This window comes from Hyalangium minutum, from assembly GCF_000737315.1.
GTDB classification, from domain to species: domain Bacteria; phylum Myxococcota; class Myxococcia; order Myxococcales; family Myxococcaceae; genus Hyalangium; species Hyalangium minutum.
Genome location: NZ_JMCB01000025.1, coordinates 62,702 through 85,855 on the forward strand (window position 1 = coordinate 62,702; position 23,154 = coordinate 85,855).

Sequence of the window (23,154 nt, forward strand, 5' to 3'; positions counted from 1 at the left end):
CGCTCAGTCTACGCGCATCCTCCCGCAGCAGCGCCGCTCAGGCGCGGGCGCGAAGGAACTCGAGCAGCGGCGGGTTGACCGCGTGAGGATGGGTGAGGTTGGCGGCATGGGCGGCTCCGGGGATGGGAACGAAGGAGGAACTGCCCGACATCATCAGGTGGAGCAGCTCTCCTTGCGCCGGAGGCACGCTGAGGTCCTCCGAGCCATGGAGGATGAGGGAGGGACAGCGGATGTTCTTGAGCTGCGGGTAGATGTCATCCCGCTCCATGAGGCAGAGCGTGGCGGCGAGGATGTGCGCGCCCGAGAGCACGCGCCAGCGGCTGAACCAGTGTCTGAAGCGGAACGGCTCTCCGAAGAGCTCGCTGGCGAGGATGTTCAGGAGGGGATCGATGGGACCCTCGGAGGACCAGATCCTCGCCATGTCCAGGTAGATCTCCCGCAGCTGTGGATCCTCCCGCGTGGCGCGCGTGCCCAGGAGCACCAGGGCCTTCACGCGCTCGGGGTAGCGCAGCGCGGCGCGCAGGGCGCACTGGCCGCCCAGGTTCACGCCTCCCACCACGGCCTGATCGATGCCGAGGTAGTCGAGCAGCGCAATGCAGTCATCCGCCGAATCCCAGAGCGAGAAGGGCTTGCCGTCCCAGTGCGTGCGGCCCAGCGCGCGCGCGTCCCACCGGATGATGCGGAACTCCGGCGCCAGCACGAGCGCCTGGGGATCGAACATCCGGCTGTCCAGCGGGAAGTCGTGTCCCAGGATGAGCGGGCGCCCAGGCCCGCCCGTGTCTTCGTAGTGGATGTTCTGGCCGTGCAGCGAGGCAAAGGGCATGCGTGCGGCGACGATGCCCGGGCTACCCCCCGCCAGGGGATACCACTCGAGGCGTATCCCCGCGCGAGCCGTGGCGCGAGGCTTACGCGCGTCCGAGCGTCTGCCATTGCACGCGCACGGAAGGTCGGCTACGGCGCAAGGCCTTGCCAGCCTCTCTTTCGGGAGCTGCACGGAGGTACCGAGATGAAGGGAACCATCCTGAAGATCGTCCAGGCAGGAGACCCGGTGCTGCGGCAGCAGGCCCGGGACCTGACTCCCGAGGAGATCTCCAGCCCCGAGGTGAAGGCGCTCATCGAGCGCATGCGCGACACGATGCGCGACACCCCCGGCGTGGGGCTGGCCGCGCCGCAGGTGGGCGTGAGCCTGCGGCTGGTGGTGGTGGAGGACCGGGCCGAGTACCAGGCGGGGCTCTCGCCTGAGGAACTGGCCCTGCGCGAGCGCAAGCCAGTGCCCTTCCACGTCCTCATCAACCCACGGCTGGTGGTGGAGGACCCGACCCCCGCGGAGTTCTACGAGGGGTGCCTGAGCGCGAGCGGCTACGCGGCCCTGGTCCGGCGTGCGAGCGGCGTGCGCGTGGAGGCCCTGGATGAGAATGGGAAGCCCGTCTCCATCTCGGCCCGAGGCTGGTACGCCCGCATCCTCCAGCACGAGGTGGATCACCTGGAGGGCACGCTCTACCTGGACCGGATGGAGACGCGCAGCTTCACCACGGCCGAGAACCAGCGCCGCTACTGGGCCGGGCGCACCACGGCGCAGGTCCGCGAGGCGCTCGGGCTGCAGAACCCCTCGAAGTAAGAGGGTGCACGAGCCGGTGGTTCACGGCCCGTCAGAGCTGGAATTGTTCTGTGGTAGACTTTGCCCCTCATCACTTGAGGGGGAGTTCATGTCATTCCGCGCTTCGACCTGGGCCGCTATCGCAGGGCTATGCCTGTGCACCTGCCGTCACGCGCCGCCCCAAAGCGGTACCCAGATTCCGGAGGATGCGCGGGTCGCTGACGCCTACGGCGATGTCATCGAGATCGAGCAAGGCTGGACCGACAACACGCAGCAGTCCTTCTACAACACACCCCAGGGCTCCGAGGTCCTCCCCTATGCGTGGGTCGTCGTCCTGGAGCAGAGCGCCAGCGAGAAGCCCTTCCTGGACCCTGCCAACATCGAGCGCTTCCGCTACATCCCCCGGAAGAAGACCGCGTCGAACCCGGACGGAATGCCCATCGGTTGGACCAAGAGCACGGATGCCTCGGGCAAGGCGTGGTTCGGCATGGCCTGCGCGGCTTGCCACACCGGGCAGCTCGAGTACACCCACCCTCAGACCCAGCAGAAGGTGGGGATCCGGGTGGATGGCGCTCCCACCCTCGCTGACTTCAATCTGATGAACCTCGAGCTCGTGGCGGCTCTGAAGGCCACGCTCACCGATCAGGCCAAGTTCGACCGGTTCGCCAAGGCCGTGCTGAAGGACGGTGACTCGCCCAACGCCCGCAGCGGGCTGCGCGGAGAGCTGCAGGCCCAGACGGCGGCGCTCAACGCTCGCAACGAGATCAACAAAGCCCATCTCGAGTACGGGTTCGCTCGAATCGATGCCATCGGGTTCATCTTCAACCAGACGATGTCCACCCTGCCCGGCATTCCCGAGAATGCCAAGCCCTCGGACGCGCCCGCGAGCTACCCGTTCCTCTGGGGGACTGATCAGTCGGATGTGGTGCAGTGGACCGGCTTCGCGGCCAACTTCTCGGGCGCGGGCATCCTCGTGCGCAATGGCGGTGAGGTCATCGGTGTCTACGGCAAGGTCGCGCTCACCCAGGCCACGGAGTACGAGTCGAGCTTCCTCATCGAGAACCTGGGCTATTACGAGAACTGGGTTCGCGAGCTGAACTCGCCGGCCTGGCCGGAGACAGTGCTTCCTCCCGTTGATCAGGCCAAGGCCGCCCAGGGTGCGAAGCTCTTTGCCAACGCCTGTGCCCAGTGCCACCAGGTCATCCCGCGCTCGGCCGCCATCACCACCGCCTACGTGGCCAACATCACCCCCATCGAGCTGCTCGGGACCGACCCCACCGAGCTCTCCAACATGAGTGAGCGCCAGTACCAGGCCGGCATCTACGCTGGAAAGAAGGCCGCCTCCATCGCGGGCTCGGAGATCCCCCACCCCACGACCGGATTGGATCCTCTCATCAACGCCGTCTCCGGATCGCTGCTCAAGCACAAGATCGAGTCCGCCAAGGCGTTTGCCGATCAGTACGCGACCCGCACCAAGCTGCCGAAGACCAGCGCCCCCGGCTACAAGGGGCGGCCGCTCAACGGCATCTGGGCGACGGCTCCCTACCTCCACAATGGCTCGGTGCCGAACCTGTACGAGATGCTGCTGCCCGCCGCTCAGCGCAGCAAGACGTTCACGCTGGGCAGCCGTGAGTTCGATCCGGTGCGAGTGGGCTACTCGATGGAGCAGCCGAAGACGGCCTCCGACTACACCCCGTTCACCCTCGACACGAGCATCAAGGGCAACTGGAACACCGGCCACGAGTACCTCACCACCCGGGATGGTGTCCCCTTCACCGAGGAGCAGCGCTGGCAGCTCGTGGAGTACATGAAGACGCTGTAGGCGTCTCGGCGGGGCGGTGTCCGCTGAGCGGGACTCAAAACTCGATACACTGAGTCCATGCGCTCTCTGGATGTGTGCACCGCCCTCCTCGTCACCACCGGCAACCGTGCGCTGCGCGAGCCCTCGATGGTCTCTTGGGAGGCCATTGAGGACTTCATGAGCATCGGCCTCCGCGCGGAGAGCCGCATGTACTCGCGCGTCACCGTGCTGGATGAGCACGGCGGACGGCGCTCCTTCCAGGAGTGGCTCTCGGCCCTCGCCTCACCCCAGGCGCGTCTGTGGTTCGCGCCGGGGCCCTGGGAGACGGATCCGCAAGGGGACTCGGCGGAGCTGCCCGCTCACATCCGCGAAGCGTTCCTGGGAGGCGGTGGATGGGGCCTCCTCCTCTTCACGGATGGCCCGCGCTCCGAGCGGTTCATGCCGCGCGAGGTGCGCCCGCGCCTCTATGAAATCTCCGGCCGCCAGCTCTTCGAGTTCTATCGGGGCCGCAAGCGGGCCGACGCCTGGGAGGAGGCGCTGAAGCGCGAGTTCGCCCCAGAGCTTCAGGGCCGCAGCGTCCGCGCCTTCCTCGAGTCCCGCAGCCTCGATGACATGCAGGAGGTCATCCAGCGCTTCATGCCGCTGTCCGTCGACGTGGAGCCCGTGGGTGAGGGCCACGAGGTGGACACCGATGAGACCGTGAAGTGGAACCTCTTCTTCTCACCCGCCCCCGGTTCCACCAGCCTCTCCTTCGAGTACCTCCCCGTGGGGCCGGGAGAGGCGGCCTCGGCCGAGCGGGACTTGAGCCGCTGCCGCGCCGCGCTCGCGAGTGCCCTGGAGGCCGTGCGCACCTTCGCTGACAAGCAGGACCTGAAGTACTGGAGCAAGCACTTCCGTCGCTGCCTGCTGCGCCTGTCGCTCGAGCCCCAGCCCCTCGAGGACCTCCTCGAACTGCTCCTGACCCACAAGCTGCCCGTGCCCGCTGTCCAGCTCGCGAACGCCGCCATGGCCTCCGATGTATTTGGTGGGATGGGCTCTTGGAACGATCTGGGCTTCGACGGCCCGGACGCCCAGGTGTACCAGGAGCTCTCCAATCGGCTCCTTCAGGCGATGAAGTCGGCCTTCCGCGCCGCCATCAACAGCTCCGCCGCCTGAGTCCCCACCCCTCAGGTCTGGGTGGGAAGATGTAAACCCTTGAACATATTTCCTGTCAGGAGTGCGCCCGGTTTCTCGCCAATATCTCGCCAATTGGGTACCAATTGGGAAGTTGTCGAGCGATACTGATCCTGGGGAGGGACAACGCACATGGGCTGGATCCGAGACCGGATGGAGGACCTGGAGCCACCGGTGCAGAGCTTGATCGAGCTGGCTCAGCGCGTGCGCAAGGCTCAGTCCTGGCCTCGGGCCGAGCGAATCAAGGAGTCCTCCCTGGCCACCTACCTGGGCAAGTTCGACGCCGGCGAGGCGCTCGAGTGGCTCGAGCAGCGCCCGGGCGCGCTCCAGGCGCTGGCCGAGATTCTGGAGATGACTCAGGAAGAGGCCGGGGAGCAGCTCTCCCAGCTCCAGCCGCCTCGCTCCAGCAGCGGCGCCCGTGTCCGGCTCCGGGACGTTCCGGTCCGCCCCATGGATCTGCGGCGGGAGTCCCTGCCGCCCGGCATCCCCGTGCAGGTGCGTGATCCGGCGACCTGGCCCCTGTGGTGGCAGGCCTCGAGCGGCGCGGGCCGGACGCTGACGGGGCAGTGGCTCGAAGCGCGCGGTCAGGCGCTGTTCCTACAGGCCGAGACGTGGGCCGAGGCCGTGCGCCAGCTCCCGGAGCAGGGCGCGGTGTACCTCGTGCTGGGCTCCGCGGAGGGGGCTCCCTTGCAGGCGACGTGGCCCTCCGGGCTGAAGTTGTGTGTGGCCACCGATGCGCCTCCGCCGCGGCCGCCGGAGCGGGAGGTGGAGCGAATCCCTCGGGAGCCGCGCGAGCTCTCCAAGGCCTCGGGCTCGCGCCGGCCGGCGCCCTCGGTGTGGCTCTCGGTGAGCAGCCCGGATGCGCGCTCGGTGCTGCGCGAGCTGCTCGAGTGGGTGGACGAGCGCATCACCGTGGCGGGGTTCGATCGGGAGGCGTGCCTGCGGTGGCTGGAGACGCCCGACATCCTCGCCCGCGTGGACACCCTGGGCACGGCGCTGGGCTTCATCGGCCTCTTCGCCACCTATGGGAAGAAGGGGGAGGAGTCGGGGCTGGCCAAGGCGCGCAGCGCGGCGGACCTGGCCCGTCTCTTTCTCCGCCTGCGTCTGCAGCAGAGCGAGAGCGTGGAGGTGCCGTTCGACCTGCTCTGGCAGCGGCTCCAGCACCTGGGCCAGCGCCTGCTGCTGGAGAGCGAGGACCCTGGGGCCGAGGTCCGGTCCATGGACGCGTGGCTCTCCCTGGTGCGCATGCGGCCGGATGATGCGGACCTGGAGTGGCTCAAGGAACTGGAGCGCCAGGGCTTGAAGGTGGACCGCAAGAGCCTGGACAAGCTCCAGGCCATGCTCCCGGCGGACGCGTTCCGGGTGGTGCGGTCACTGAAGGAACTCAGCTTGTTGCGAGAGCGGCAGCCTCAGCAGTTGGCCTTCCAGCCTTCGTGGATGCTGGCCGGGCTGATCGAGCAGGCCCTGCTGGAAACCCTGGATCAAGGTCCTCTGGCTTGGGGCAATGTCCTGCTGCGCCAGGAGCACGCGCCGGCGGTGTTCGGGGCGTTGCTGGATCGCTGCCGCTGCGGCGACTTCACGCTGGCGCGAGCGGTGCTCCAGGCTCCCGACACGCGGAACCCGGCCTGGGTCGCCGCACTCGAGGCCATTTTCCGCGTGCTGGGCCTGGTCGTCCTCGAGGGGAATGCTGTGCCGGAGGACCTCCGCCAGGGCGTGCTCCGGCTGCAGCGGGCGCTGGTGGTCCCGGATGCCGGGGGCCTGCCTCGGCCTCGCATCGCGTACGAGCTGCCGTCCGCGCGCGAGTCCCTGCTGGTCGATCACCGGGTCTGGTACGCCGCGCTCCTGGCGCTGTCCGAGACGCTGGCCCCGCAGGCGGAGCTGTCGCTGGATTCGTGGTGCACGAAGCCCTCGGCGGATGCCCGGCGGTGGTTGCTGTACATGGCCTCGTACCGGTCTCCCCAGGAGCCGCGCATGCCGGAGGCATGGCTCCTGCCGCTGTTGTTGCTGGGCGGCCGGTTGCTGGACAATCTGGGGCCGCTGGCGCCGTCCTCCGCGGCGACTCCGCTGTTGCTCCAGCCCGAGCGCTTGCTGCGCTCCCTGCAGGAGCCAGAGGTCTCTCTGAGCCAACTGAATCAGGCGGTGTCCTGGCATGCGCTGGGGCCGCTGCTGCCGGAGTATGCGCGGCGGCGCGGCGGAGACTGGGCGCTGTGCGTCCGGAAGATCTGGGCGGCGTGGCTCTCGTCGAGCACCTCGGACCTTCCGTCATTCCTCTATCCGGAGGAGGCCCACGCGGAGATCTTCTGGAAGTACCTGCCGCCGCAGGCGGTCGAGGTGCTCGCCAGCAAGCGGCATCGGCACCTGCTGGGAGAGAAGGAGGCCTGCCGATTCTTCCAGGCGGAGCACTGGGAGGCGTTCAGCCGGGTGTGGATCGAGAAGACCGAGCCGTGGGGCACCGCGCCCATACACGCGCTCTGGCAGCGGATCCCCGCCGAGTATGTGCGGCAGGCCATCCGGGCCGGGCGGCCGGACGCGCATGATCAGATGACGCGCAAGGAGCTCTGGCAGCGCCTGCCCGAGGTGTTCTGCGAGGAGATCGACGCGCTGTTCCGCCAGGGGCAGTGGGACAAGGCGCTGACCCAGGTGTGGGGAGCGCCTCCGTCGGCGATTCCCCGGCTGCTGGCCAGCGCGAAGGCGGCGCTGGAGCACCGGGGCGCGTCTCCGCCGGCCTCGGTCATCCAGTGGCTGCACCAGATGATCGCCCAACGGGCACCGGACTGGAGCAAGGCCTGGACGCTGCTGGAGTACCTGATGCCTCCGGCTCCGGTGTGAGGCCGGGCCTCAGAGGACGATGGGCGGCTCAATGAGCGCGGGAGGCGTGGCTCGGCGGTCCTTCGGGTCCGCCACCCACGCGGGGTCTCGCGCCAGCTCGCCCGGCTTCCAGGAGCGAGGCACGCGCCGGAGCCCGATGGGGTAGAGCCGCAGGTGCCCCGCCTTGTCGATGTGCAGCCGGATGAAGTTCTTCCAGTCCGGAATGGCCAGCGAGGAGAACGCTTCGTTCGCGTGCACGCCGAACACGTTCAGCGACACGAGCAGGTAGAGCCCCATGACTGTCGGCCCGGCCAGGAACCCGCCAGCGAAGATGAGCACGGCGCTGAGCAGATCCCTCTCCACGCTTCCGAAGGGCAGCTCTGTCGAGCCCATCAGGTGCGACACTCCCCAGGCGAGCAGGAACGCCGCAGTCAGGTGCGCCAGTCCGTGCAGCACGCCCGCGAGCCAGCGCCAGCGCCCGAAGCGCTTGTCCGCGAAGCCGATCAGTCCCAGGGTGACGAGCACCGCGATGAGCACGATCCCGGGGCTGGCCAGCGCCGTGCGCACCACCAGCCCCAGCGCCTTCGGCACGTTGGCCTCGCCCAGGTTCACCGACAGAGCCCAAGCCAGCAGCATGTAAAGCAGCCCTGTGAGCACTCCGAACCGGGGGCTGCTCACCGCGAGCCCCAGGTTGCGCCAGCTCAGCCGTCGGGAGTCCTGGGCGCTCGGGAAGCTCTTGCGCGGCGTGAAGCCGTCATCGAGCGCCGCTTCCTTCCGAGGGATGTGCGTGGGATGCAGGAAGGCACCACCCCCTCCGGCGATGATCTTCTGCCGGCCCTCGTCGTTGGCGTGCCGCCGGTAGTGATGGAGATCTCCCGCGAGGAACACGCTCACCTTCTTTCCGAGCACCTGCTCCTCCAGGAAGCGGAGGTTGTTCTCCAGGTAGGTACGGTCCTCGGACGGGCGCACCTGAGACACCAGCCACGCAGGCTCCGCCAGGCAGAGGATGACGCGATCCTCCTCGCGCATCAGCCTGGCGACCTCCTGGAAGTAGCGGACCTGGGGCTGGTCGAGGTCCGACTCCAGCTGCATGTCCGTGCCGATCAGCCACCACCCATGCGGCAGCTTCACCGAGAAGTAGCTGCGCCGCTGGTGCGTCTCGAAGCCGGACAGCGTGCGGCCCTGGCAGAACAGCCGCATGAAGGACACGAGCCCGTCGTACCAGTCGTGGTTTCCTGGGATGGCGAACATGTGCGGCGGCTTTCGCTGCCCCTGGATTGCGCACGTCCACGGGTGGAGGGTCCGCTCCTCGTACGCCTTCACGCTCGCCGTGGGGTACACCTCGTCTCCGCCGAACACGAGCAGCTCGCCGCCGCGCGTATCGTAGGTGGAGCCTGTCTCGTCCCGCACTGTCAGGATGGGCCGAGCCACTGCCTGAGCTACCGCATAGGTGGAGTCCCAGCCGTCCCCCAGGTCCGACACGTAGTCGAGCCACAGTTCCTCCCGAGGCCTGCCCGCCGCATCCACGGAGAAGTCACAGGGGTTCACATCCGGGGCCGCCAGCGCGTCGAGCAGCCGGCGATCGGCCTGCTTCCCAATCGTGGAGGAGACGGCGGCCCGGATGCCTGTCTTCGCCAGCGTCATGGGATCGAGCCACGACACCATCTTCCGTCCGAGCGGCTTCCGGGACGGAGTGGGGGGAGAGGGTGGTGCGCCGGTGATCAAGCCGGTGGTTGAGGCCATGGCGCCTCCTTCATGGGGGAGGGGTGAGAGGGTCGATGGGTGGGGCGGCGCACCTGGTCGATGAGGTGATCCGCGAAGCGATCCGCCAGCGCCGCAATGGTCAGGCTCGGGTTCGGGCCCGTGGGGCCGGGCATCACCGCGCCGTCCGCCACGTAGAGCCCGGGGTGGTTGAAGACCTCTCCATTCGCGTCCACCACGCCCACCTCGGGAGCCCGGCCCATGGGGCAGCCCCCGAGCGGGTGCACGGTGATGACCCGGCTCAGGTAGCTGAGCGGGTTCTGGAGCAGCTTGCCTTCGAGCGCATCGGCGATCTCCGCCATCGTCTGGCGGACGCGCCGGAAGTAGCTGGACGAGTGGCGCATGCGCCAGTCGACCTCCAGCAGCCCATCCTTGTTCAGCGTCATGTTCCCGTCCGGAATGTCGCGGCCCATGGCGAGCAGTGGCAGCGAGCTCGCCGAGCCCACGCAGTCTCCGATCGTCTCGGCGATCTCCGCGCTCACATCCGTGTCCCGGCTGAGGCCGAGCCACCCCTTCACCAGCCGGGTGCCCAGCCGCATGAAGCGGCGCAGCAGGGCGAGCTGATCGCTGCTCTCGTAGAGCCAGTTGACGAACTCGGGATAGCCCGCGTCCTCCACGTAGAACCCGCGGCCGGTGCCGCCCTCGGCGGCGTCTCGGATGTGGAGCGCACTGGTGATGACGGGGCCGTGGCCTCCATCGAGGACGCGCGGCTCCCGCTTGCCCTTGCTGCTGTCCGTGCACTTGAAGAGGAAGCCCAGCAGGTCCCCGTTGCCACAGAACCGGGTGCCGAGCTGGCCGCTGAGCCCCGGGAACGCCTCCCGGTTCTTCAGCAGGAGGTACGTCGACCCGAACGTCCCCGCCGCCAGCACCAGCTTGTCCGCGGAGATGAGCGTGCGCGGCAACAGGGAGGTGGGGACCTCGGGCCGCTCGCCCTCGCGGGCCTCCGAGTGGTCCACGTACTCGACGACGTACTCGCCGTCCTCAGGCCAGAAGGCCTTCACCTCGCACCGCACGCGCAGCTCCGCCCCGCGCCGTTTCGCCGCTGACAGGTATGTGTAGTCGAGCGTGTTCTTGCTGCCGTAGTTGCAGCCGATGTCGCACTCCCCGCACAGCCGGCACGTCAGCCGTGTCCGCCCGTGCAGGTTCGGGTGGCGCTCCTGGATGGGCTCGCCCGGCACCGGAGGCTGGCCCGGGTTGGCGAAGGTGACCGCCAGCGGAGGCAGTTGCCAATCATCCTTCAGCCCCATCCGCTCGGCCGCGAGCTTCATCGCGATCGTCTTCGCCGTGTGGCGGTAGGGCTCGTGCTCGAAGGGGTAGCGCTGCGTCCCCATCATCTTCTCCACCGCGTCGTAGTGCGGCTCGAGGTCCTCCCGCGTGACGGGCCAATCCTCGTACCCGCCGTCCTGGAGGTTCTCGTGGACGAACGTCTTCTCTTCCTTGCGCAGCAGCACGTTCGCGTAGATGAGCGAGCCGCCGCCCAGCCCGCTCGCCACCACGCCGCCCAGCCCTTTGAAGGACCACAGGTTCAGGAGCCCGTGCAGGCCCTGGCTCGGGTCCCAGAAGTTGCGGCGCATGGCGTAGGGGCTTCGCGGGAACGAGCCAGGGGGGTAGGCCTTGCCGCGCTCCAGCACGCAGACGCGCAGGCCCGCCTCGGCCAGCCGCCAGGCCATCACCGAGCCGCCAAAGCCCGAGCCGACCACGATGGCATCGAAGTGTTCACGTCGAGGATTCATAAGGGGGCTCCTGATGTGGGCTCTGGGTGTGGGGCCCTGATTGGGTTCACGGAGGAGAGAGGGGCTCGCGCTCCATGGCTTCGGGCTCGCGGGCCATGGGGGCGTAGACCTCCCAGAGCGTGCCGAGGAAGAACCGGCCAAAGCGCATCACGGCTTGCGTGCCCTCGAACCCCGGGCGTGACGAGCGCATGCTGGACACCAGCTTGAGCAGATCTCCCAGGCCCAGCTTGAGGACGCCCGCGCCCACCACTGGGCCACGCTCGTCCGGGCCCTCGTGGAGCCGGACATAAAGCCGCGTGGTGTCACGCCACAGGTCCGGCCCCTTGTCGTCGCGGATCGTCTTCGTGCCGGAGAGGTAGTACTCGCGGCCCTGGTGCTCGAAGGCCATGCCGTACGTCATCAGCCGGGTGTTCGGAGTGTCTCCAGCCTTGAAGAGGTTGAAGCTCCCGCGCTTCACCGGAAGGTTCTCACCGAAGGGCGGATACGAGACGTGCGCCACCAGCCGGGCCGCGTGCTGCGGGTCTCGGATGAACGCCTCCATGTCGTCCACGCTGATGGTGGCGTGGAAGGTGAAGGGCGTGTGGCGGCCCTTGCCGGCCCCTGCAGCAGGGTCGGTCTCGTGGAGAGACAGCGGGCCAGACATGGTCTCGCGGAAGGTGAGGTCGGGAGCGGGTGCGTTCATCTGAGTGATCTCCAGGGTGAGCGGGAAGCCTTGGGGACTGCATGTCTCGAGGTATCGGCACGCATCCGCGTACCCGAGGTCGATGAGGGTGCCCGCGGTGATGTGCCCGGCGTAGAAGTCCGGATCGAGCGGCAGCGGCCGCTCCGGCTTGATGAGGTGGACCACGATGGGCTGCCGGTGGCCGTGCACCACCTCGCCCGCGCGGATGCGTGCGTTGAGCTCCTCGATGCGCTCGAGCTGCTCGAAGAGGGCCCCGTTGGCGCTCAGCTCGATCATGTGGACGTACTGGTGGAACACCCCGCGCCGGTATGTGGGCGTGTTGCCGATGCACCAGAGCACCCAGAGCTCGTTGGCCCCGCGCCGCACCGCCTCGAGCAGGTTGGCATCCTGGATCCACACCGAGTCCAGGTAGAGCGCGCCGTCCTTGCGAACCGGAGGCATGAAGATGGGCAGCGAGATGCCCGCCACGAGCAGATCCGTGTCCACGCGAGTGTGTGGGATGGCCTCGTTCGTCTTGCGGGTGAAGTCACAGACGTTGAAAGTGCCCTCCATCGCCGTGTTGGCGCGGATGGCGTCCACGTTGATGCCGAGGTGGGGGAAGACGTGCTCGCGGATGCCGTCCGCGTCGCCCAGCGCCTCCAGGTCCCAGGCTTTCAGGTACTTCTCGGGCGAGACGAAGGAGACGAAATCCTTCACGCGCAGGGTCCGCCAGCGGTTGCACATCTCCTCCGGAGACAGGCCGGAGAGCAGCATCGCCAGGTTGATGATGCCGCCCGAGGTGCCGTCTCCGTGGGTGAAGCGGAGGCCCTCGTCCTGGAGCGCCCGCAGCACGCCCGCCTGCCACGCCACGCGCATGCCTCCGCCCGCCAGGATGAGGGCTCGCTTGCGGCCGTCCTCCGCCAAGGGAGAGGCGATGGGGGACGACACGGGGTGCGGCTCCGGCACAGGGATGGGCACGGGCGCGGACTTCAGCGTAGGAGACAGGGCCGCGCGTTCGTTGCGGCGCAGCAGGCCGAGGTAGCCCAGGATGAGCAGCCCGGAGAGGAGGTCGAAGCCAGCGACTCCCAGCGCGAGCGGAGAGAAGATGCCTCGTGCCACGCCGAGGCTCACCGCTGCGCACGCGCCCAGCTTCTGGAGCCCGGTCCACACGAAGGCGGCCCGGTTCTCCTTCGAGCGCACCAGCGCGTGGAGCAGCAGGCCTCCGAAGAGGACCATGAACATGCCGACGATGCCGAAGAAGTGGCGGCTCGTGGGAGTGGACTCGGCCTTGAGGAACCCGAGCTCGAAGCCCGGTGCCAAGAGCTGCACGGCGCCGCTGACCACCGTAGCGATCGAGATGGCGGCCAGAATCCTGCGCAGCCAGCGCTCTCCACGGTTCCTCATGACTGGGCCTCCACCCACCGCTGGGCGCTGGGACTCTCGGAGGCAGGCTTCCCGGCCTGGACGCGGGCGGGCTGCTCGGCGCGCAGCAGCTTGTGGGCGAAGTAGCCCATCATCGCCAGCCACTGCACGGTCCACAGCCCCACGCGGATGCGGTTGGTCGTCATCCACGCGGAGAGCACTTCGCGCAGGCGCTCGGAGTCGCGGATCCCCGAGGCCATCTCCGCGTTGTAACGGAAGATGAGGAACCGGGTGAGCAGTGTGGCCGCCACCACGCCCAGGAACACGGTGGCGGGGTACCAGCGCAGCGGGCTCTTGCGCTCGGCGAGGAACAGGCCCACGGCGGACACCAGCATCACCAGCGTCATCCAGGTGAAGAACCGGGTGGCGGCCGTCACCTGCGGGACGAACTGGAGGTAGTAGGTGTCCACCGTGAGCTGTGGCGCGATGGGGAACGAGAACAGCACCAGCGACCAGCCCGTCCCCAGGTACATGGAGGCACAGAGGAACAGCAGGCACGCGTTGAGCGTGTGGAGGACCGGGCGCTTCATGGGTGCGCTCCCATTCCGGCGTCGTCCGTGAGCGTGTCTGGCCGGCGCGGCTCTTCCTTCTCGGAGGCCTCGGTTTCGGGGACGTGCTCCGAGCCATCCGTCATGGCGGGAGTCCCGGGGGAAAGCGTGGACTGCCGGCCCGCAGCGGCCGGAGGCGCCAGCCACTGTTGGCTCAGCCCGAGGCTCACCACGCTCTCCAGGCCCTCGGGCTGGGGGGGCGGGAGGCTGGGAGAGCTGAGGAACCAGCACTCGAAGTGGTCATCCAGCTCGCCGCTCGAGGACGGGAGGAAGCCTACGAAGAACGGCTCCTGGGAGATGCCGAGCTTCTTCAGCGGCTGCACGCGCGGGTGCTCCCCCATCGTGAGCCGCGCCGAGGCCTTCTTCCCGAGCCGGAAGGCGAATTTCCCTCGGAAGTAGATGAAGGACTTCATCAGCATGCCGCGGAACTGGCAGTAGTTGGCGCCGCTGGCTCGCAGCGGGAGCCACGCCTTTCCGGGCCGATCGATCTCGATGCGCACCGCCAGCTGACCATCCTTGTCGTATTGGCTGCTGATGGTCTGGGCTCCGATGCGGAAGTCCAGGTTCGCCTGGTGCTTGGGCATGCCCCAGATGCCCTTGCCGCCCTTCACGGAGATCTCCGTGCTCACCGGCAGGTCCACCACGTACTGGCCCACGCCGTAGTGTTTCTGGAACAGCAACGGCAGCACCGTGGGCGCGGGCCTGGCGCCGTGGGTGCACGGGATGGCGATGCTGAACTCGATGTAGGGCCCGATGTCTGTGTCCCGGTAGTCAATCACCGTGACGAACAGCGCGGCCTTGTTCCCCCACAGCCGCAGCGGGTGCACCTCGTTCCCCGGGAGCAGCTGGGCGGCCGCTCCGGCGTCGATCGTGAACGCCGCCATCAGCGCCGGAGAGGCCCGGGAGTTGATGGGCAGCTCGTAGGGGATGCCATCCACCCTCGAGAAGCGTCCCGTCTGCTGCTTGATGCGTTGGGGTACCCTGAACATGGCTACGCTCCTTCACGCTGGCTTGTTGAGCTCGGCGAGGATGAGGGGGAACACGTCTCGGGCCGCGTCCTGGCCCATGAAGATGTCGAGGTGCCCGTAGTCCGGAATCACGTGCAGCGCGTGGTAGCCGGGCCGGTGCTGGGACAGCCGCTCATAGGTGCGCCGCTGGCTCTCGGGCAGGAAGCACCGGTTGAGCTCCCCCGCCAGGAAGATGAAGCGCGCGTCTGTCTCGGGAGGGCGCTCGGCCACGTCCTCGGGCAGCTCCCGGTAGCCCTCTACCGGCACAAGGTGCCCAGCCCGGAGGCACTCGGCCATCTGCTGGAAGAAGGTGAGCGGCACCTTGGCGAACTCGTGCTTGAGCCACTCGTGCGTCTCGGGGTTGAGGTTCTCGTGCCGCCACAGCGTGGGGAACCCCGTGCCGTACGTGAAGCTCGCCAGCCGGCACACCGTGTTGTCGCACTCGTGGTGGGTTGCTTTCACCAGCAGGGTGAGGGCCTTCGCCGTGAAGCCCTCCGCGTGCAGGCCCCACTGCGGATCCAGGTACGGCGTCAGCTTCGACACCACGGGCACTGCGTAGAATGCCTTGAGCCGTGCCGAGCGTGGCACCACGGGGTGCAGTGACACGGCGTTGCTGAGGATCACCTTCACCTGCGGGACGAGCCCCGCCATCGCCGACAGCATGAAGCTCGTTGAACCCTGGCAGTGGATGATGGCCTTCACCTCGTCGCGGCCCGTCTCCCGGACGATCGTCTCGATGGCCTTGGGGTGGTCATGGACGGCGGCTTGATCGAGCGTCCACGCGCTCGGCTCGACGTCGATGCTTGCGCGCCAGTTCTCCAGCCACACGTCGTAGCCGTCGTCCACGAGCGCATCCACGACCGTCCGTGACACGGGGGCGCGGAAGATGCCGGCCCGTACTCCCGCGCCGTGCACGAGCATCACCGGACCCTTGGTGGGCTCCTGGGCGCCGCGGATGTGGTGCAGGTTGAGCGAGCGGCCATCACCCGCCACGAATGGGACGACACGTTCCGTGTAGCCAGAAGGGGAGGAAGACTCGGCTTGCATGACGGGGCCACGCTCCTTGGCGAGGGCACACGGCTCCCGTGAGTCCCCACCACTGTCCCCCGCTCGCACGGCAGCGGAGGCCTCGCACCTGGTTGGAGCGGCCCTTCAGTGGATGTGACGGCGTGTGATTTTCCGGCGGTGCTCCCTGCTTACTTGCAGGGAGCCAGAGCAGGCAGGCGCCCGGTCAGCGCAGGCCGGCGCGGCGAGCCAGCTCCTTGGCCAGCTCGCGCAGCTCTTCGACGCCGGGAGCGCTGGGGCTCGTGTCGAAGACGACCTCGTAGCCGAGCCCGGCCTGGTTGATGGCCTCCGAGCGCGGGATGCGGGCACGCAGCACCGGGACGGTGGACTCCTTGAGCGCGGCGTCCATCGCGTCATTGGTGGCGGTGGTGCGGCGGTCCCAGAGGTTCACCACGGCTACGAGCTGGCCGCCCTCCTCCCGGGTGTCGCGCCAGGCGGTCTCGATCTCACCCAGGCCCTGCAGGGCGAAGGCGCCGGTGGGGACGGGTGCCACGACGACGTCGGCGAAATGGAGCACTGCCTCGGTGTAGGCGCCGAGGTTCGGAGGCGTGTCGGCGATGATGACGTCCGGGGTCCAGCTCAGCGTCTTGAGAGCGCGGGGGATGGCCTGGAGGCGGTGGCCCCACTGGAAGAGCTCGCGCTCCATGGCGGCCATGCGCGGCTGAGCGCGGGCGATGAAGAGGTTGGGACGCTTGGGCGAAGCCACCACCACGTCGTCCAGCTTGTGGCGAGGCCGAGGGCCGAATGTGTCCGCGACACAGGGGGCCTCGGCGGGCTCCAGGCCCAGCACCATGGAGGCGTGCGCCTGGGGATCGAGGTCCATCAACAGCACCCGGTGCCCGGAGTCCGCCAGGGCGGATGCGACGTGGACGCAGAGGGTGGTCTTCCCAACTCCGCCCTTGATGGTGGAGAACGCGATCATCGGCATGGCGTCTTCACCCTATACCGGAGCGTCATCCCCCGCGCACGGGCAACTCGCGAAAGGTCAGGTCGTGCTCGAGGCCCAAGCGCTGCACTGCCTCCACGAAGCGCTCGGTGCCGATGATCAGCGCCCATTCAAGCCGGAACAGGTCCAGATTCTGCGGCAGGGTGGACGTGGCGAGAATGGGGTGTTCCGGCAGATCGAAGGACTCGATGCCACATCTGGGGCAAGGCGGGGGCCGTTCCGGCAGGCAGTCCGGGTGGAACCTGCCCCAGGACAGCAACTCCATTTCCAGCAACTCCGGCGGGTTCTTCTTTCGAAAACGCAGCGCCGTGCGGCATCCCTTCAGCCCGCGCATCCCTTCAGCCTGCAAGCGCGCCAGAGCTTCGGGCTTCATGAGCAGTTCCCAGGGGTATGCCATGACCAGCGGGCCGAACTCTCCCTGGGCAGAGCCATTCAGGGGACCGAACGCTGCTCCTGCCCGGAGGCGGGCTCCAGGTGGGGCCCAGGGCCGCACCTGCTCACGCAGCCGTTCGAATTCCGCGTAGTCCTTCTCGACCCGAGGCATGTACTTCTGCTGCTCGTCGATCGGTAAGTGAGACAGGTCTACCGAGGGGTAGGCTTCCCCAGCCGTTGCCCCGTTGATATGGCACAAGGGACAGTACGCTCCGGGCAAGCCCCACGTGTGCCCGTAAGCATAGGTGCCCGAGTAGCGAGGCTGTGGGGCTTGTTCCAACGCGTAGAACCTCATGGCTCCTCAATAACCCGGAGGCAACAGTGGCGGCTGCTTCGAGTACGGCATAACCGGGCCAAACAGCTGGAACTCGTAGATGAGCTGTCCCGCATGCCGGTAAATCTCTTCCTTTGATGGTGGCTTGAGGATGTGCTGGTTGATGAACTGGGCCCATGCCGCGTTCCATGGACCCCCGTTCGCGCCTCGGTGGATGCTCCGATGCTTCTCCACCTCTAGAGGCATGACGTATTCATCAATGTCGATGTCTCGTCGAGTGAACCACTCCCGGAACATTTGAGGGAAGAGGTGGTGCTTCTCGTGAGGCTTGCGGCGTTCCTTGGCCGCCTCGTCCAGCATCTGCTGCTGGCTGGGTAACAGGGGAGGCTTGTGCCGCCAGGGGATGATGAAGACGGGCCGGGAATCCTGAGGCAGTTTCTGGGCGCTGCCCCAGAAGCGCTGGGTGGCTGCCGGTGGGCCGGGCAATGCCACGGTGCCGCCCCGGGTGCGCACCACGTGCCCAACGCTCTGGTGCGCCATCACCTCTCGGCATCGGTACAGTCCGCAGTGGGCGTCGTCGCACCATGCCACCAGGCTGTGCTCGTCTTGGCACACCTCTTCGAATGAGCCTGCTGGCCCTTCCGCTTCGGCGGCCGCGTGCTCGCTCCCAGAAGGGGGCGTCGTTGCACAAGCCACCAGTGCACAACTCAGCCAGAGCCACAGCCACCGCCCAGAGCGTCTGCCCATAGTGACGCGAGCATAGGCTCCTCACTCACGCAGCGGCACCGCTCGCTCGAGCACTGTGAGCATGGGGCGCCATGCCCTGGGATCAGCCCGGGATGCGCGAGAGGGCTGCGTCGAACAGCACCGTCTCCAGCCGCTCCTGGTCGTACTCGGACATGCCCTGGAACGCGAACGACAACCGGTAGTTGCCGATCTGCTTCCTCGAGGCGACCACCTTGGCCCGGCCGATGATGGGGTCCGCTCCGTCCGGCATCCTCAGCGTGTAGCCCACCATCTCGTTGTCCGCGGGCGGCTTGCCCAGCACCACCGAGAAGCCTCCCTTCGACACGTCCAGCGTCATGGCTCGTACGATGCCCACGCTCAAGCTCAGCTCGATCTGCATCGCCTGCGCGACGCGGAACGTCTGGCGCGCCATCTCCCCCGGCTTGAGCGTCATCCCCTGCGCCGCTGTCAGCGCTCGCGCGAACTGCTCACGTGCCTGGAGGTAGAGCGGCTTCTCGTCTTCCTTCAGTTGCTTCGCCCGTGCCCGCTTGTGGAGCGCTCGGAACTCTTGGAGCCATCCATTGATGCTCATGGCTGGATGGTATGCGCCCCTTCGAGCCGAGTGCACCTTCCCGGACGTTCCACTTTGGGGCAGGTCCATTTTGGGCGCTCCATTTCGGTGCGATCGAGGCCCTCGGCCCCCCGAAGAATCTCGAATTTCTTGAAGTTCCTCCAGGCATCCGAAGTGCATGGGCAGGCCTGTCCCCTCTGCAGGAGCTGCCATGCGCGTTCCCCCGTTGATCGTCCCTGACTCCAAGCCCCCTGTGTTCTGGATGAGCTTGGGAGCCACCTTGCTGGCGGGGCTCGTCATCCGCACGCTGCGTCGCAGGCACCGCCGGGCCAGCGCCTCCACCGTCAACAGCACAGGGCGGACAGTGCGGCAGTCAGCCTCGTCGAGGGCGAAGGCTCGTAGCCAGGCATTCCTGCTCGAGGCCCATGTGGCCGCGGCCCCGCGTGCATCGCGCGCTCGCTCGGCGGTGTACGAGCGATGAGCACGCACCGGGTGGAAGTGCATTACTTCGTGAAGCCCCCGGCGAACGCGAAGCGGACCGCTCGCGGCGCCTGGCCCGAGGTGATTTGGCAGAGCGAGTCCTCCCCCGAGGTGTTCCTGCGCGAGGTGGTGGACACCCTCTCGGGGTTCCTGCGGAAGGACGCCGAGTCACGGGCGGTGAAAACAGGGGAGACGCTTCCGGATTGCCAGTGATATTCGGCTCCGTGCGGCTTGGCCGCGCGGAGGACCGGATGCCGAAGTCACTGCCGAAGACGAAGCGGACGAAGGACAACGTGCTCGCGGAGCTGCGGGGGCTGCGCTCCGCGGACGCGCAGTGGAAGGAAGGCCGCACGTTCAGTCTCGTTTACTACGTGGATGACGAACACTCCCGGTTGCTCAAGGAGGCCTACGGCGAGTTCATGGCCGAGAACGGCCTGTCACCCCTGGCCTTCCCCTCGCTGCGCCGCATGGAGGCCGAGGTGGTCTCCATGGCCGCCGGGCTCTTCCACGGCGATGACGACGTGGCCGGCACGATGACCACGGGTGGCACCGAGAGCATCATGATGGCGGTGAAGACCGCCCGCGAGTGGGCCCGCAAGGAGAAGGGCATCGCCCGGCCGGAGATCATCGCTCCCCTCACGGTCCACCCGGCCTTCGAGAAGGCCGCGCACTACTTCGACGTGGAGATCCGCCACGCGGCCCCGGGGCCGGACTTCCGGGTGGACGTGCGCGAGGTGGAGCGGCTCATCACCCCGAACACGGCACTCATCGTCGGCAGCGCGCCGCCGTATCCGCATGGCGTGGTGGACCCCATCACCGAGCTGGCCGCGCTGGCGCAGTCACGGGGGCTGCTGTGCCACGTGGACGCATGCCTGGGTGGCTTTTTTCTCCCGTTCGCCAAGCAGCTCGGCCGTGACATTCCCCCGTTTGATTTCGAGGTGCCGGGCGTCACGTCGCTGTCCGCGGACCTTCACAAGTACGGCTACGCGGCGAAGGGGGCCTCCGTGGTGCTGTACCGGAACCGCGAGCTGCGGCGGCACCAGTTCTTCACGTACTCGGAGTGGCCCGGAGGGCTGTACATCTCGCCCTCCATGACGGGCACGCGGCCCGGTGGCGCCATTGCCGCAGCGTGGGCGGTGATGCACTACCTGGGCGAGGAGGGCTACCTCGACCACGCGCGCCGCATCCTCGCCACTACGGACAAGCTCCTCGCGGGCATCCGTGCCATTCCTGGCCTGCGCGTGCTCGGCGCGCCGCATGCGGGGGTGTTCGCGTTCACCTCGGACTCGGTCAACGTGTACGAGCTGGGCGACGCGATGGAGGGTCGCGGCTGGAAGCTGGACCGGCAGCAGAACCCTCCCGCCCTGCACTGCATGATCACCCCCGCGCATGAGCGCGTCGCGGACACGCTGCTGGCGGACCTGCGCGAGTGCGCCTCGAAGCTTGCGGCGGGCGAGCCCGCGCCCGAGGGCAGCGCGGCGATGTATGGCATGGTTGGCGCCATCCCGGATCGCCAGCAGGTGGACGGCTTCCTCTTGGACTTCCTCGACGGGGTGTTCGATCGCGGGTGAGGAGCGCGCTGATGACGGTCATCCAGGTGCTGTTCTGCATCCTCTTCCCGGCGGCGGCCATCTGGGCAGGCGAGCGCTTCCGGGCGGCGAAGTTCCTCGGGCCGGTGACGCTCTGCTACGTGGCGGGCGTCCTGGTGGCGAACCTCCCGGGGGTGCGGCTGGCCGAGGGCGCCTCCATGCGCGTGAGCGAGGTGGCGGTGCCGCTGGCCATCCCCCTGCTGCTCTTCTCCTCGGACGTGCGCCAGTGGCCGAGGCTCGCGCGCTCACTGCTCATCTCGTTTGCGCTGGCGTGTGTCGCGGCGGTGGTGGCTGCGGGATTCATCGGCTGGTTCTTCCGAGGTGAGACGGACGAGTGGTGGAAGATCGCCGGCATGCTCGTGGGTGTGTACGTGGGCGGGACGGTCAACATGGCCGCCATCGGCGGGGTGCTGGAGACGAAGAGCGAGACCTTCGTTCTGCTCAACACGGCGGACCTGGCCGCGGGCGGCCTCTACCTCATCTTCCTGCTCACCTTTGCGCAGCGGCTGTTGCTGCGCTTCATGCCGCCCTTCACCGCCGCCCCGCACCCCGAGCCCTTCGAGCACCCAGGCGAGGGGCTCGGCACGTGGACCCGGCACCACCTCCGCGACATGGGGCTGGGCTTCGGGCTCGCGGTGGCCATCGCGGCGGTGGCGGTTGGCGGGACGCTGCTCGCGTTCGGAAAGCTGGAGGCCAGCCCCGCGCTGCTGGGCATCACCAGCCTGGGCATCGCCGCCTCGCTCTTTCCTCGCGTGCGCCGGCTCCAGGGCGCCTACGAGCTGGGCGAGTACCTGCTGCTCATCTTCTGCGTGGCCATGGGCTCGCTGGCCGACTTGAGGATGCTCAGCGGAGGCAGCGTGACGCTGTTCGTCTACGTGTGGGCGGTGATGGGGCTGGCCATCGTCCTCCATGTCACCGCCTCTGCGCTGCTGCGTATCGATGCGGACAGCACCCTCATCTGCTCCACCGCCACCATCTATGGACCCGCGCAGATCGGCCCTGTTGCGGCGGCCATGAAAAATCGAGCCCTCGTCGGCCCCGGGTTGACCCTGGGGCTCGCAGGGATTGCCCTGGGCAATTACCTGGGGTTGCTGACGGCCTGGGGCCTGCGCTGGCTCGCGGGTGGGGGCTGATCCGCGCTCTTTCCGCAACTTTGAGAATCAGGGCCCGATAACCCGTGTAAGTCACTTCTTACACGAGGGTGTTGCCATGGTTGCTCCTATCTCTTCGAACCGGACCGCGGCGCTGACGGCCGCCTCCCGTACGACGATGCCCACCGTGCGTGAGGGCTCCAATGGCCCCGCGGTACGCGAGCTGCAGACGCTGCTGAAGTCCAAGGGCTTCAACCCCGGCCCCGTGGACGGCGCCTTCGGGCCCAAGACGAAGGCGGCGGTGCTGGCCTTCCAGCGCGCGCAGGGCATCTCCGTGGACGGCGTGGTGGGCCCCCAGACGTGGGGCAAGCTGAAGGGCGCGGGCGGCCCTGCTCCTTCGCCGAACCCCACCCCGGGCCCCGCGGCCAAGGGCACCGCCGAGGACTTCGTGCAGAAGGCCCTGGCGCAGCGCGGCGACCGCTACGTGTTCGGCGCGGAGACCAACCTGAACGACAAGAACCCGGACACGTTCGACTGCTCGGAGCTGGTGCAGTGGGCGGCGCACCAGGCGGGCGTGACCGTGCCGGACGGGACGATGAACCAGGTGCCGTTCTTCCGGCAGAAGGGCACGGAGGTCTCCGTGGATCAGGCGCTGAAGACGCGCGGGGCGCTGCTCTTCCGGCCGGGCCACGTGGCCATCAGCCTGGGCGACGGGCGCACCATCGAGGCGCGCGGCTCGGCCTATGGCGTGAACATCTTCAGCGCGCAGGGCCGCGGCTGGACGTCCGGCGCCCTCATCCCCGGGCTGAAGTACTGAGCTGTCTGCTTCCACCGAGATGAACCCGGGGGCTCGGCGCCGCGTAGCGCTGGGCCCCTGCTGCTTTCCGCTAATGTACCGGCGGCTTCGGGAAGAGCCAGGACGACAGCCGCCGGGCGAGCACCGGCATCAACGCATACGTCGTCAGGTACACCAGGAGCAGCCCGGCGAGGAGCGCGGCGATCAGCTCGGGCAATCCCTGCAGCAACTGCCTCAGGGGCGGCACGGTGAGGATGAGCAGCGGGTAGAGGCAGAGCACCGTCACCAACGTCATCCTGTGGAGCACGGGAGGCATCGCCCGGAGCCCGGGCGGGCGGAACCAGTACTCGAGCCCGGTGACGCGGCGGACGACCGGCGCTCCGGCGGCATAGGGCTCGGCGCGCCTCAGCCAGTCGGCGCGGACAGGAGATTCGTCCCAGGCGCGCAAGTGCGCGTACGTCTCGAAGCGGAAGACGAGCACATAGTCCCCGGTGGCGGTATTCGGCGGACGGATGACGTCGACGCCCAGGTGGCCGGGGAAGAGCACGGCATCGGCGGTGACGCCCTGGAGCCACTCCTCGAACCACGCCTCGGTGCCGGGCTTCATGCGCCGGCTGATGATGACGGTGACGGGGCCCTCGGAGTCCGAGGGCTCGGTGGCGGACGCGCTCAT

The 23,154-nt window shown here is 68.1% G+C and carries 21 protein-coding genes; 9 read left to right on the forward strand and 12 right to left on the reverse strand.

The features are described 5' to 3' along the window. Nucleotides 1-37 precede the first annotated feature (37 nt). The gene (locus DB31_RS40325) at nt 38-823 is read right to left on the reverse strand and encodes an alpha/beta fold hydrolase (RefSeq protein ID WP_044198429.1); all 786 of its coding nucleotides are present in this window, start codon (nt 821-823) and stop codon (nt 38-40) included. A gap of 183 nt (nt 824-1,006) precedes the next feature. Here DB31_RS40325 and def point away from each other — a divergent pair, with 183 nt between their 5' ends. The 4 genes from def to DB31_RS40345 all read left to right on the forward strand — a co-directional run bounded on the left by def (nt 1,007) and on the right by DB31_RS40345 (nt 7,400). Then, the gene (gene def, locus DB31_RS40330; protein ID WP_044198430.1) at nt 1,007-1,618 is read left to right on the forward strand and encodes a peptide deformylase; all 612 of its coding nucleotides are present in this window, start codon (nt 1,007-1,009) and stop codon (nt 1,616-1,618) included. Nucleotides 1,619-1,706: 88 nt separating this feature from the next. Beyond that, entirely contained in the window at nt 1,707-3,419 is a 1,713-nt protein-coding gene (locus tag DB31_RS40335) for a di-heme-cytochrome C peroxidase (protein WP_052420631.1), read from the forward strand. A 57-nt stretch (nt 3,420-3,476) separates the two neighbouring features. Then, nucleotides 3,477-4,553, forward strand: a complete 1,077-nt coding sequence (locus tag DB31_RS40340) for a hypothetical protein (protein ID WP_044198431.1) — start codon at nt 3,477-3,479, stop codon at nt 4,551-4,553. A gap of 150 nt (nt 4,554-4,703) precedes the next feature. Further along, entirely contained in the window at nt 4,704-7,400 is a 2,697-nt protein-coding gene (locus DB31_RS40345; protein WP_044198432.1) for a hypothetical protein, read from the forward strand. Between the two features lie 9 nt (nt 7,401-7,409). Here DB31_RS40345 and DB31_RS40350 read toward each other — a convergent pair whose 3' ends face one another. From DB31_RS40350 to DB31_RS40395, 10 genes are all read right to left on the reverse strand, one after another. Further along, nucleotides 7,410-9,122, reverse strand: coding sequence for a metallophosphoesterase (locus tag DB31_RS40350; protein WP_052420632.1), 1,713 nt, complete (start codon nt 9,120-9,122; stop codon nt 7,410-7,412). Beyond that, nucleotides 9,101-10,873, reverse strand: coding sequence for a GMC oxidoreductase (locus tag DB31_RS40355; protein ID WP_044198434.1), 1,773 nt, complete (start codon nt 10,871-10,873; stop codon nt 9,101-9,103). The genes DB31_RS40350 and DB31_RS40355 overlap by 22 nt, the downstream gene beginning before the upstream one ends. Nucleotides 10,874-10,919: 46 nt before the next feature. Beyond that, the gene (locus DB31_RS40360) at nt 10,920-12,938 is read right to left on the reverse strand and encodes a patatin-like phospholipase family protein (protein WP_083969183.1); all 2,019 of its coding nucleotides are present in this window, start codon (nt 12,936-12,938) and stop codon (nt 10,920-10,922) included. Next, a complete protein-coding gene (locus DB31_RS40365; RefSeq protein WP_240487190.1) occupies nt 12,935-13,486 on the reverse strand; it encodes a hypothetical protein in 552 nt (183 codons plus the stop codon). The genes DB31_RS40360 and DB31_RS40365 overlap by 4 nt, the downstream gene beginning before the upstream one ends. Next, complete coding sequence (locus tag DB31_RS40370; RefSeq protein ID WP_083969184.1) at nt 13,483-14,493, reverse strand: acetoacetate decarboxylase family protein; 1,011 nt, start codon at nt 14,491-14,493, stop codon at nt 13,483-13,485. Before DB31_RS40370 ends, DB31_RS40365 begins: the two co-directional genes overlap by 4 nt. 12 nt (nt 14,494-14,505) lie before the next feature. After that, nucleotides 14,506-15,558 carry an alpha/beta hydrolase family protein gene (locus DB31_RS40375; RefSeq protein WP_044198435.1) on the reverse strand — a complete coding sequence of 351 codons (1,053 nt, stop codon included), beginning with the start codon at nt 15,556-15,558 and terminating at the stop codon, nt 14,506-14,508. Nucleotides 15,559-15,742: 184 nt separating this feature from the next. Continuing rightward, nucleotides 15,743-16,504 (reverse strand): ParA family protein, encoded by a 762-nt coding sequence (locus DB31_RS40380; RefSeq protein ID WP_205628653.1) that lies wholly within the window; start codon nt 16,502-16,504, stop codon nt 15,743-15,745. A gap of 25 nt (nt 16,505-16,529) precedes the next feature. After that, on the reverse strand, nt 16,530-17,249 hold the full coding sequence (sitI6, locus tag DB31_RS40385) for a SitI6 family double-CXXCG motif immunity protein (RefSeq protein WP_044198437.1): 720 nt from the start codon (nt 17,247-17,249) through the stop codon (nt 16,530-16,532). A 6-nt stretch (nt 17,250-17,255) separates the two neighbouring features. Further along, nucleotides 17,256-17,975, reverse strand: a complete 720-nt coding sequence (sitA6, locus tag DB31_RS45730) for a SitA6 family polymorphic toxin lipoprotein (RefSeq protein WP_083969185.1) — start codon at nt 17,973-17,975, stop codon at nt 17,256-17,258. A gap of 82 nt (nt 17,976-18,057) precedes the next feature. Next, a complete protein-coding gene (locus DB31_RS40395; protein ID WP_044198438.1) occupies nt 18,058-18,546 on the reverse strand; it encodes a PilZ domain-containing protein in 489 nt (162 codons plus the stop codon). Between the two features lie 190 nt (nt 18,547-18,736). On the opposite strand from DB31_RS40395, the gene DB31_RS40400 reads away from it, so the two are divergent. The 5 genes from DB31_RS40400 (at nt 18,737) to DB31_RS40420 (ending at nt 22,502) form a co-directional block, all read left to right on the forward strand. After that, nucleotides 18,737-19,006 carry a hypothetical protein gene (locus DB31_RS40400; RefSeq protein ID WP_044198439.1) on the forward strand — a complete coding sequence of 90 codons (270 nt, stop codon included), beginning with the start codon at nt 18,737-18,739 and terminating at the stop codon, nt 19,004-19,006. After that, nucleotides 19,003-19,218 (forward strand): hypothetical protein, encoded by a 216-nt coding sequence (locus DB31_RS40405; protein WP_044198440.1) that lies wholly within the window; start codon nt 19,003-19,005, stop codon nt 19,216-19,218. Before DB31_RS40400 ends, DB31_RS40405 begins: the two co-directional genes overlap by 4 nt. A 38-nt stretch (nt 19,219-19,256) precedes the next feature. Continuing rightward, nucleotides 19,257-20,576: a pyridoxal phosphate-dependent decarboxylase family protein gene (locus tag DB31_RS40410; RefSeq protein ID WP_044198441.1), complete on the forward strand. Its 1,320-nt coding sequence runs from the start codon at nt 19,257-19,259 to the stop codon at nt 20,574-20,576. Nucleotides 20,577-20,587: 11 nt separating this feature from the next. Beyond that, nucleotides 20,588-21,727 carry a DUF819 family protein gene (locus DB31_RS40415; protein WP_044198442.1) on the forward strand — a complete coding sequence of 380 codons (1,140 nt, stop codon included), beginning with the start codon at nt 20,588-20,590 and terminating at the stop codon, nt 21,725-21,727. Nucleotides 21,728-21,803: 76 nt separating this feature from the next. Then, nucleotides 21,804-22,502 carry a C40 family peptidase gene (locus tag DB31_RS40420; RefSeq protein ID WP_044198443.1) on the forward strand — a complete coding sequence of 233 codons (699 nt, stop codon included), beginning with the start codon at nt 21,804-21,806 and terminating at the stop codon, nt 22,500-22,502. A gap of 70 nt (nt 22,503-22,572) precedes the next feature. On the opposite strand, the gene DB31_RS40425 is transcribed toward DB31_RS40420, so the two are convergent. After that, nucleotides 22,573-23,154, reverse strand: a complete 582-nt coding sequence (locus tag DB31_RS40425) for an antibiotic biosynthesis monooxygenase (RefSeq protein ID WP_044198473.1) — start codon at nt 23,152-23,154, stop codon at nt 22,573-22,575.

Coding starts and splice junctions, on each gene's coding strand:
- DB31_RS40380 (WP_205628653.1), bottom strand. CDS start 16,504: ATGCCGATGATCGCGTTCTCCACCATCAAGGGCGGAGTTGGGAAGACC.
- sitI6 (WP_044198437.1), bottom strand. CDS start 17,249: ATGAGGTTCTACGCGTTGGAACAAGCCCCACAGCCTCGCTACTCGGGC.
- def (WP_044198430.1), top strand. CDS start 1,007: ATGAAGGGAACCATCCTGAAGATCGTCCAGGCAGGAGACCCGGTGCTG.
- DB31_RS40375 (WP_044198435.1), bottom strand. CDS start 15,558: ATGCAAGCCGAGTCTTCCTCCCCTTCTGGCTACACGGAACGTGTCGTC.
- DB31_RS40400 (WP_044198439.1), top strand. CDS start 18,737: ATGCGCGTTCCCCCGTTGATCGTCCCTGACTCCAAGCCCCCTGTGTTC.
- DB31_RS40425 (WP_044198473.1), bottom strand. CDS start 23,154: ATGAGCGCGTCCGCCACCGAGCCCTCGGACTCCGAGGGCCCCGTCACC.
- DB31_RS40365 (WP_240487190.1), bottom strand. CDS start 13,486: ATGAAGCGCCCGGTCCTCCACACGCTCAACGCGTGCCTGCTGTTCCTC.
- DB31_RS40415 (WP_044198442.1), top strand. CDS start 20,588: ATGACGGTCATCCAGGTGCTGTTCTGCATCCTCTTCCCGGCGGCGGCC.
- DB31_RS40355 (WP_044198434.1), bottom strand. CDS start 10,873: ATGAATCCTCGACGTGAACACTTCGATGCCATCGTGGTCGGCTCGGGC.
- DB31_RS40325 (WP_044198429.1), bottom strand. CDS start 823: ATGCCCTTTGCCTCGCTGCACGGCCAGAACATCCACTACGAAGACACG.
- DB31_RS40345 (WP_044198432.1), top strand. CDS start 4,704: ATGGGCTGGATCCGAGACCGGATGGAGGACCTGGAGCCACCGGTGCAG.
- DB31_RS40420 (WP_044198443.1), top strand. CDS start 21,804: ATGGTTGCTCCTATCTCTTCGAACCGGACCGCGGCGCTGACGGCCGCC.
- DB31_RS40395 (WP_044198438.1), bottom strand. CDS start 18,546: ATGAGCATCAATGGATGGCTCCAAGAGTTCCGAGCGCTCCACAAGCGG.
- DB31_RS40370 (WP_083969184.1), bottom strand. CDS start 14,493: ATGTTCAGGGTACCCCAACGCATCAAGCAGCAGACGGGACGCTTCTCG.
- DB31_RS40360 (WP_083969183.1), bottom strand. CDS start 12,938: ATGAGGAACCGTGGAGAGCGCTGGCTGCGCAGGATTCTGGCCGCCATC.
- DB31_RS40350 (WP_052420632.1), bottom strand. CDS start 9,122: ATGGCCTCAACCACCGGCTTGATCACCGGCGCACCACCCTCTCCCCCC.
- DB31_RS40405 (WP_044198440.1), top strand. CDS start 19,003: ATGAGCACGCACCGGGTGGAAGTGCATTACTTCGTGAAGCCCCCGGCG.
- DB31_RS40340 (WP_044198431.1), top strand. CDS start 3,477: ATGCGCTCTCTGGATGTGTGCACCGCCCTCCTCGTCACCACCGGCAAC.
- DB31_RS40335 (WP_052420631.1), top strand. CDS start 1,707: ATGTCATTCCGCGCTTCGACCTGGGCCGCTATCGCAGGGCTATGCCTG.
- DB31_RS40410 (WP_044198441.1), top strand. CDS start 19,257: ATGCCGAAGTCACTGCCGAAGACGAAGCGGACGAAGGACAACGTGCTC.
- sitA6 (WP_083969185.1), bottom strand. CDS start 17,975: ATGGGCAGACGCTCTGGGCGGTGGCTGTGGCTCTGGCTGAGTTGTGCA.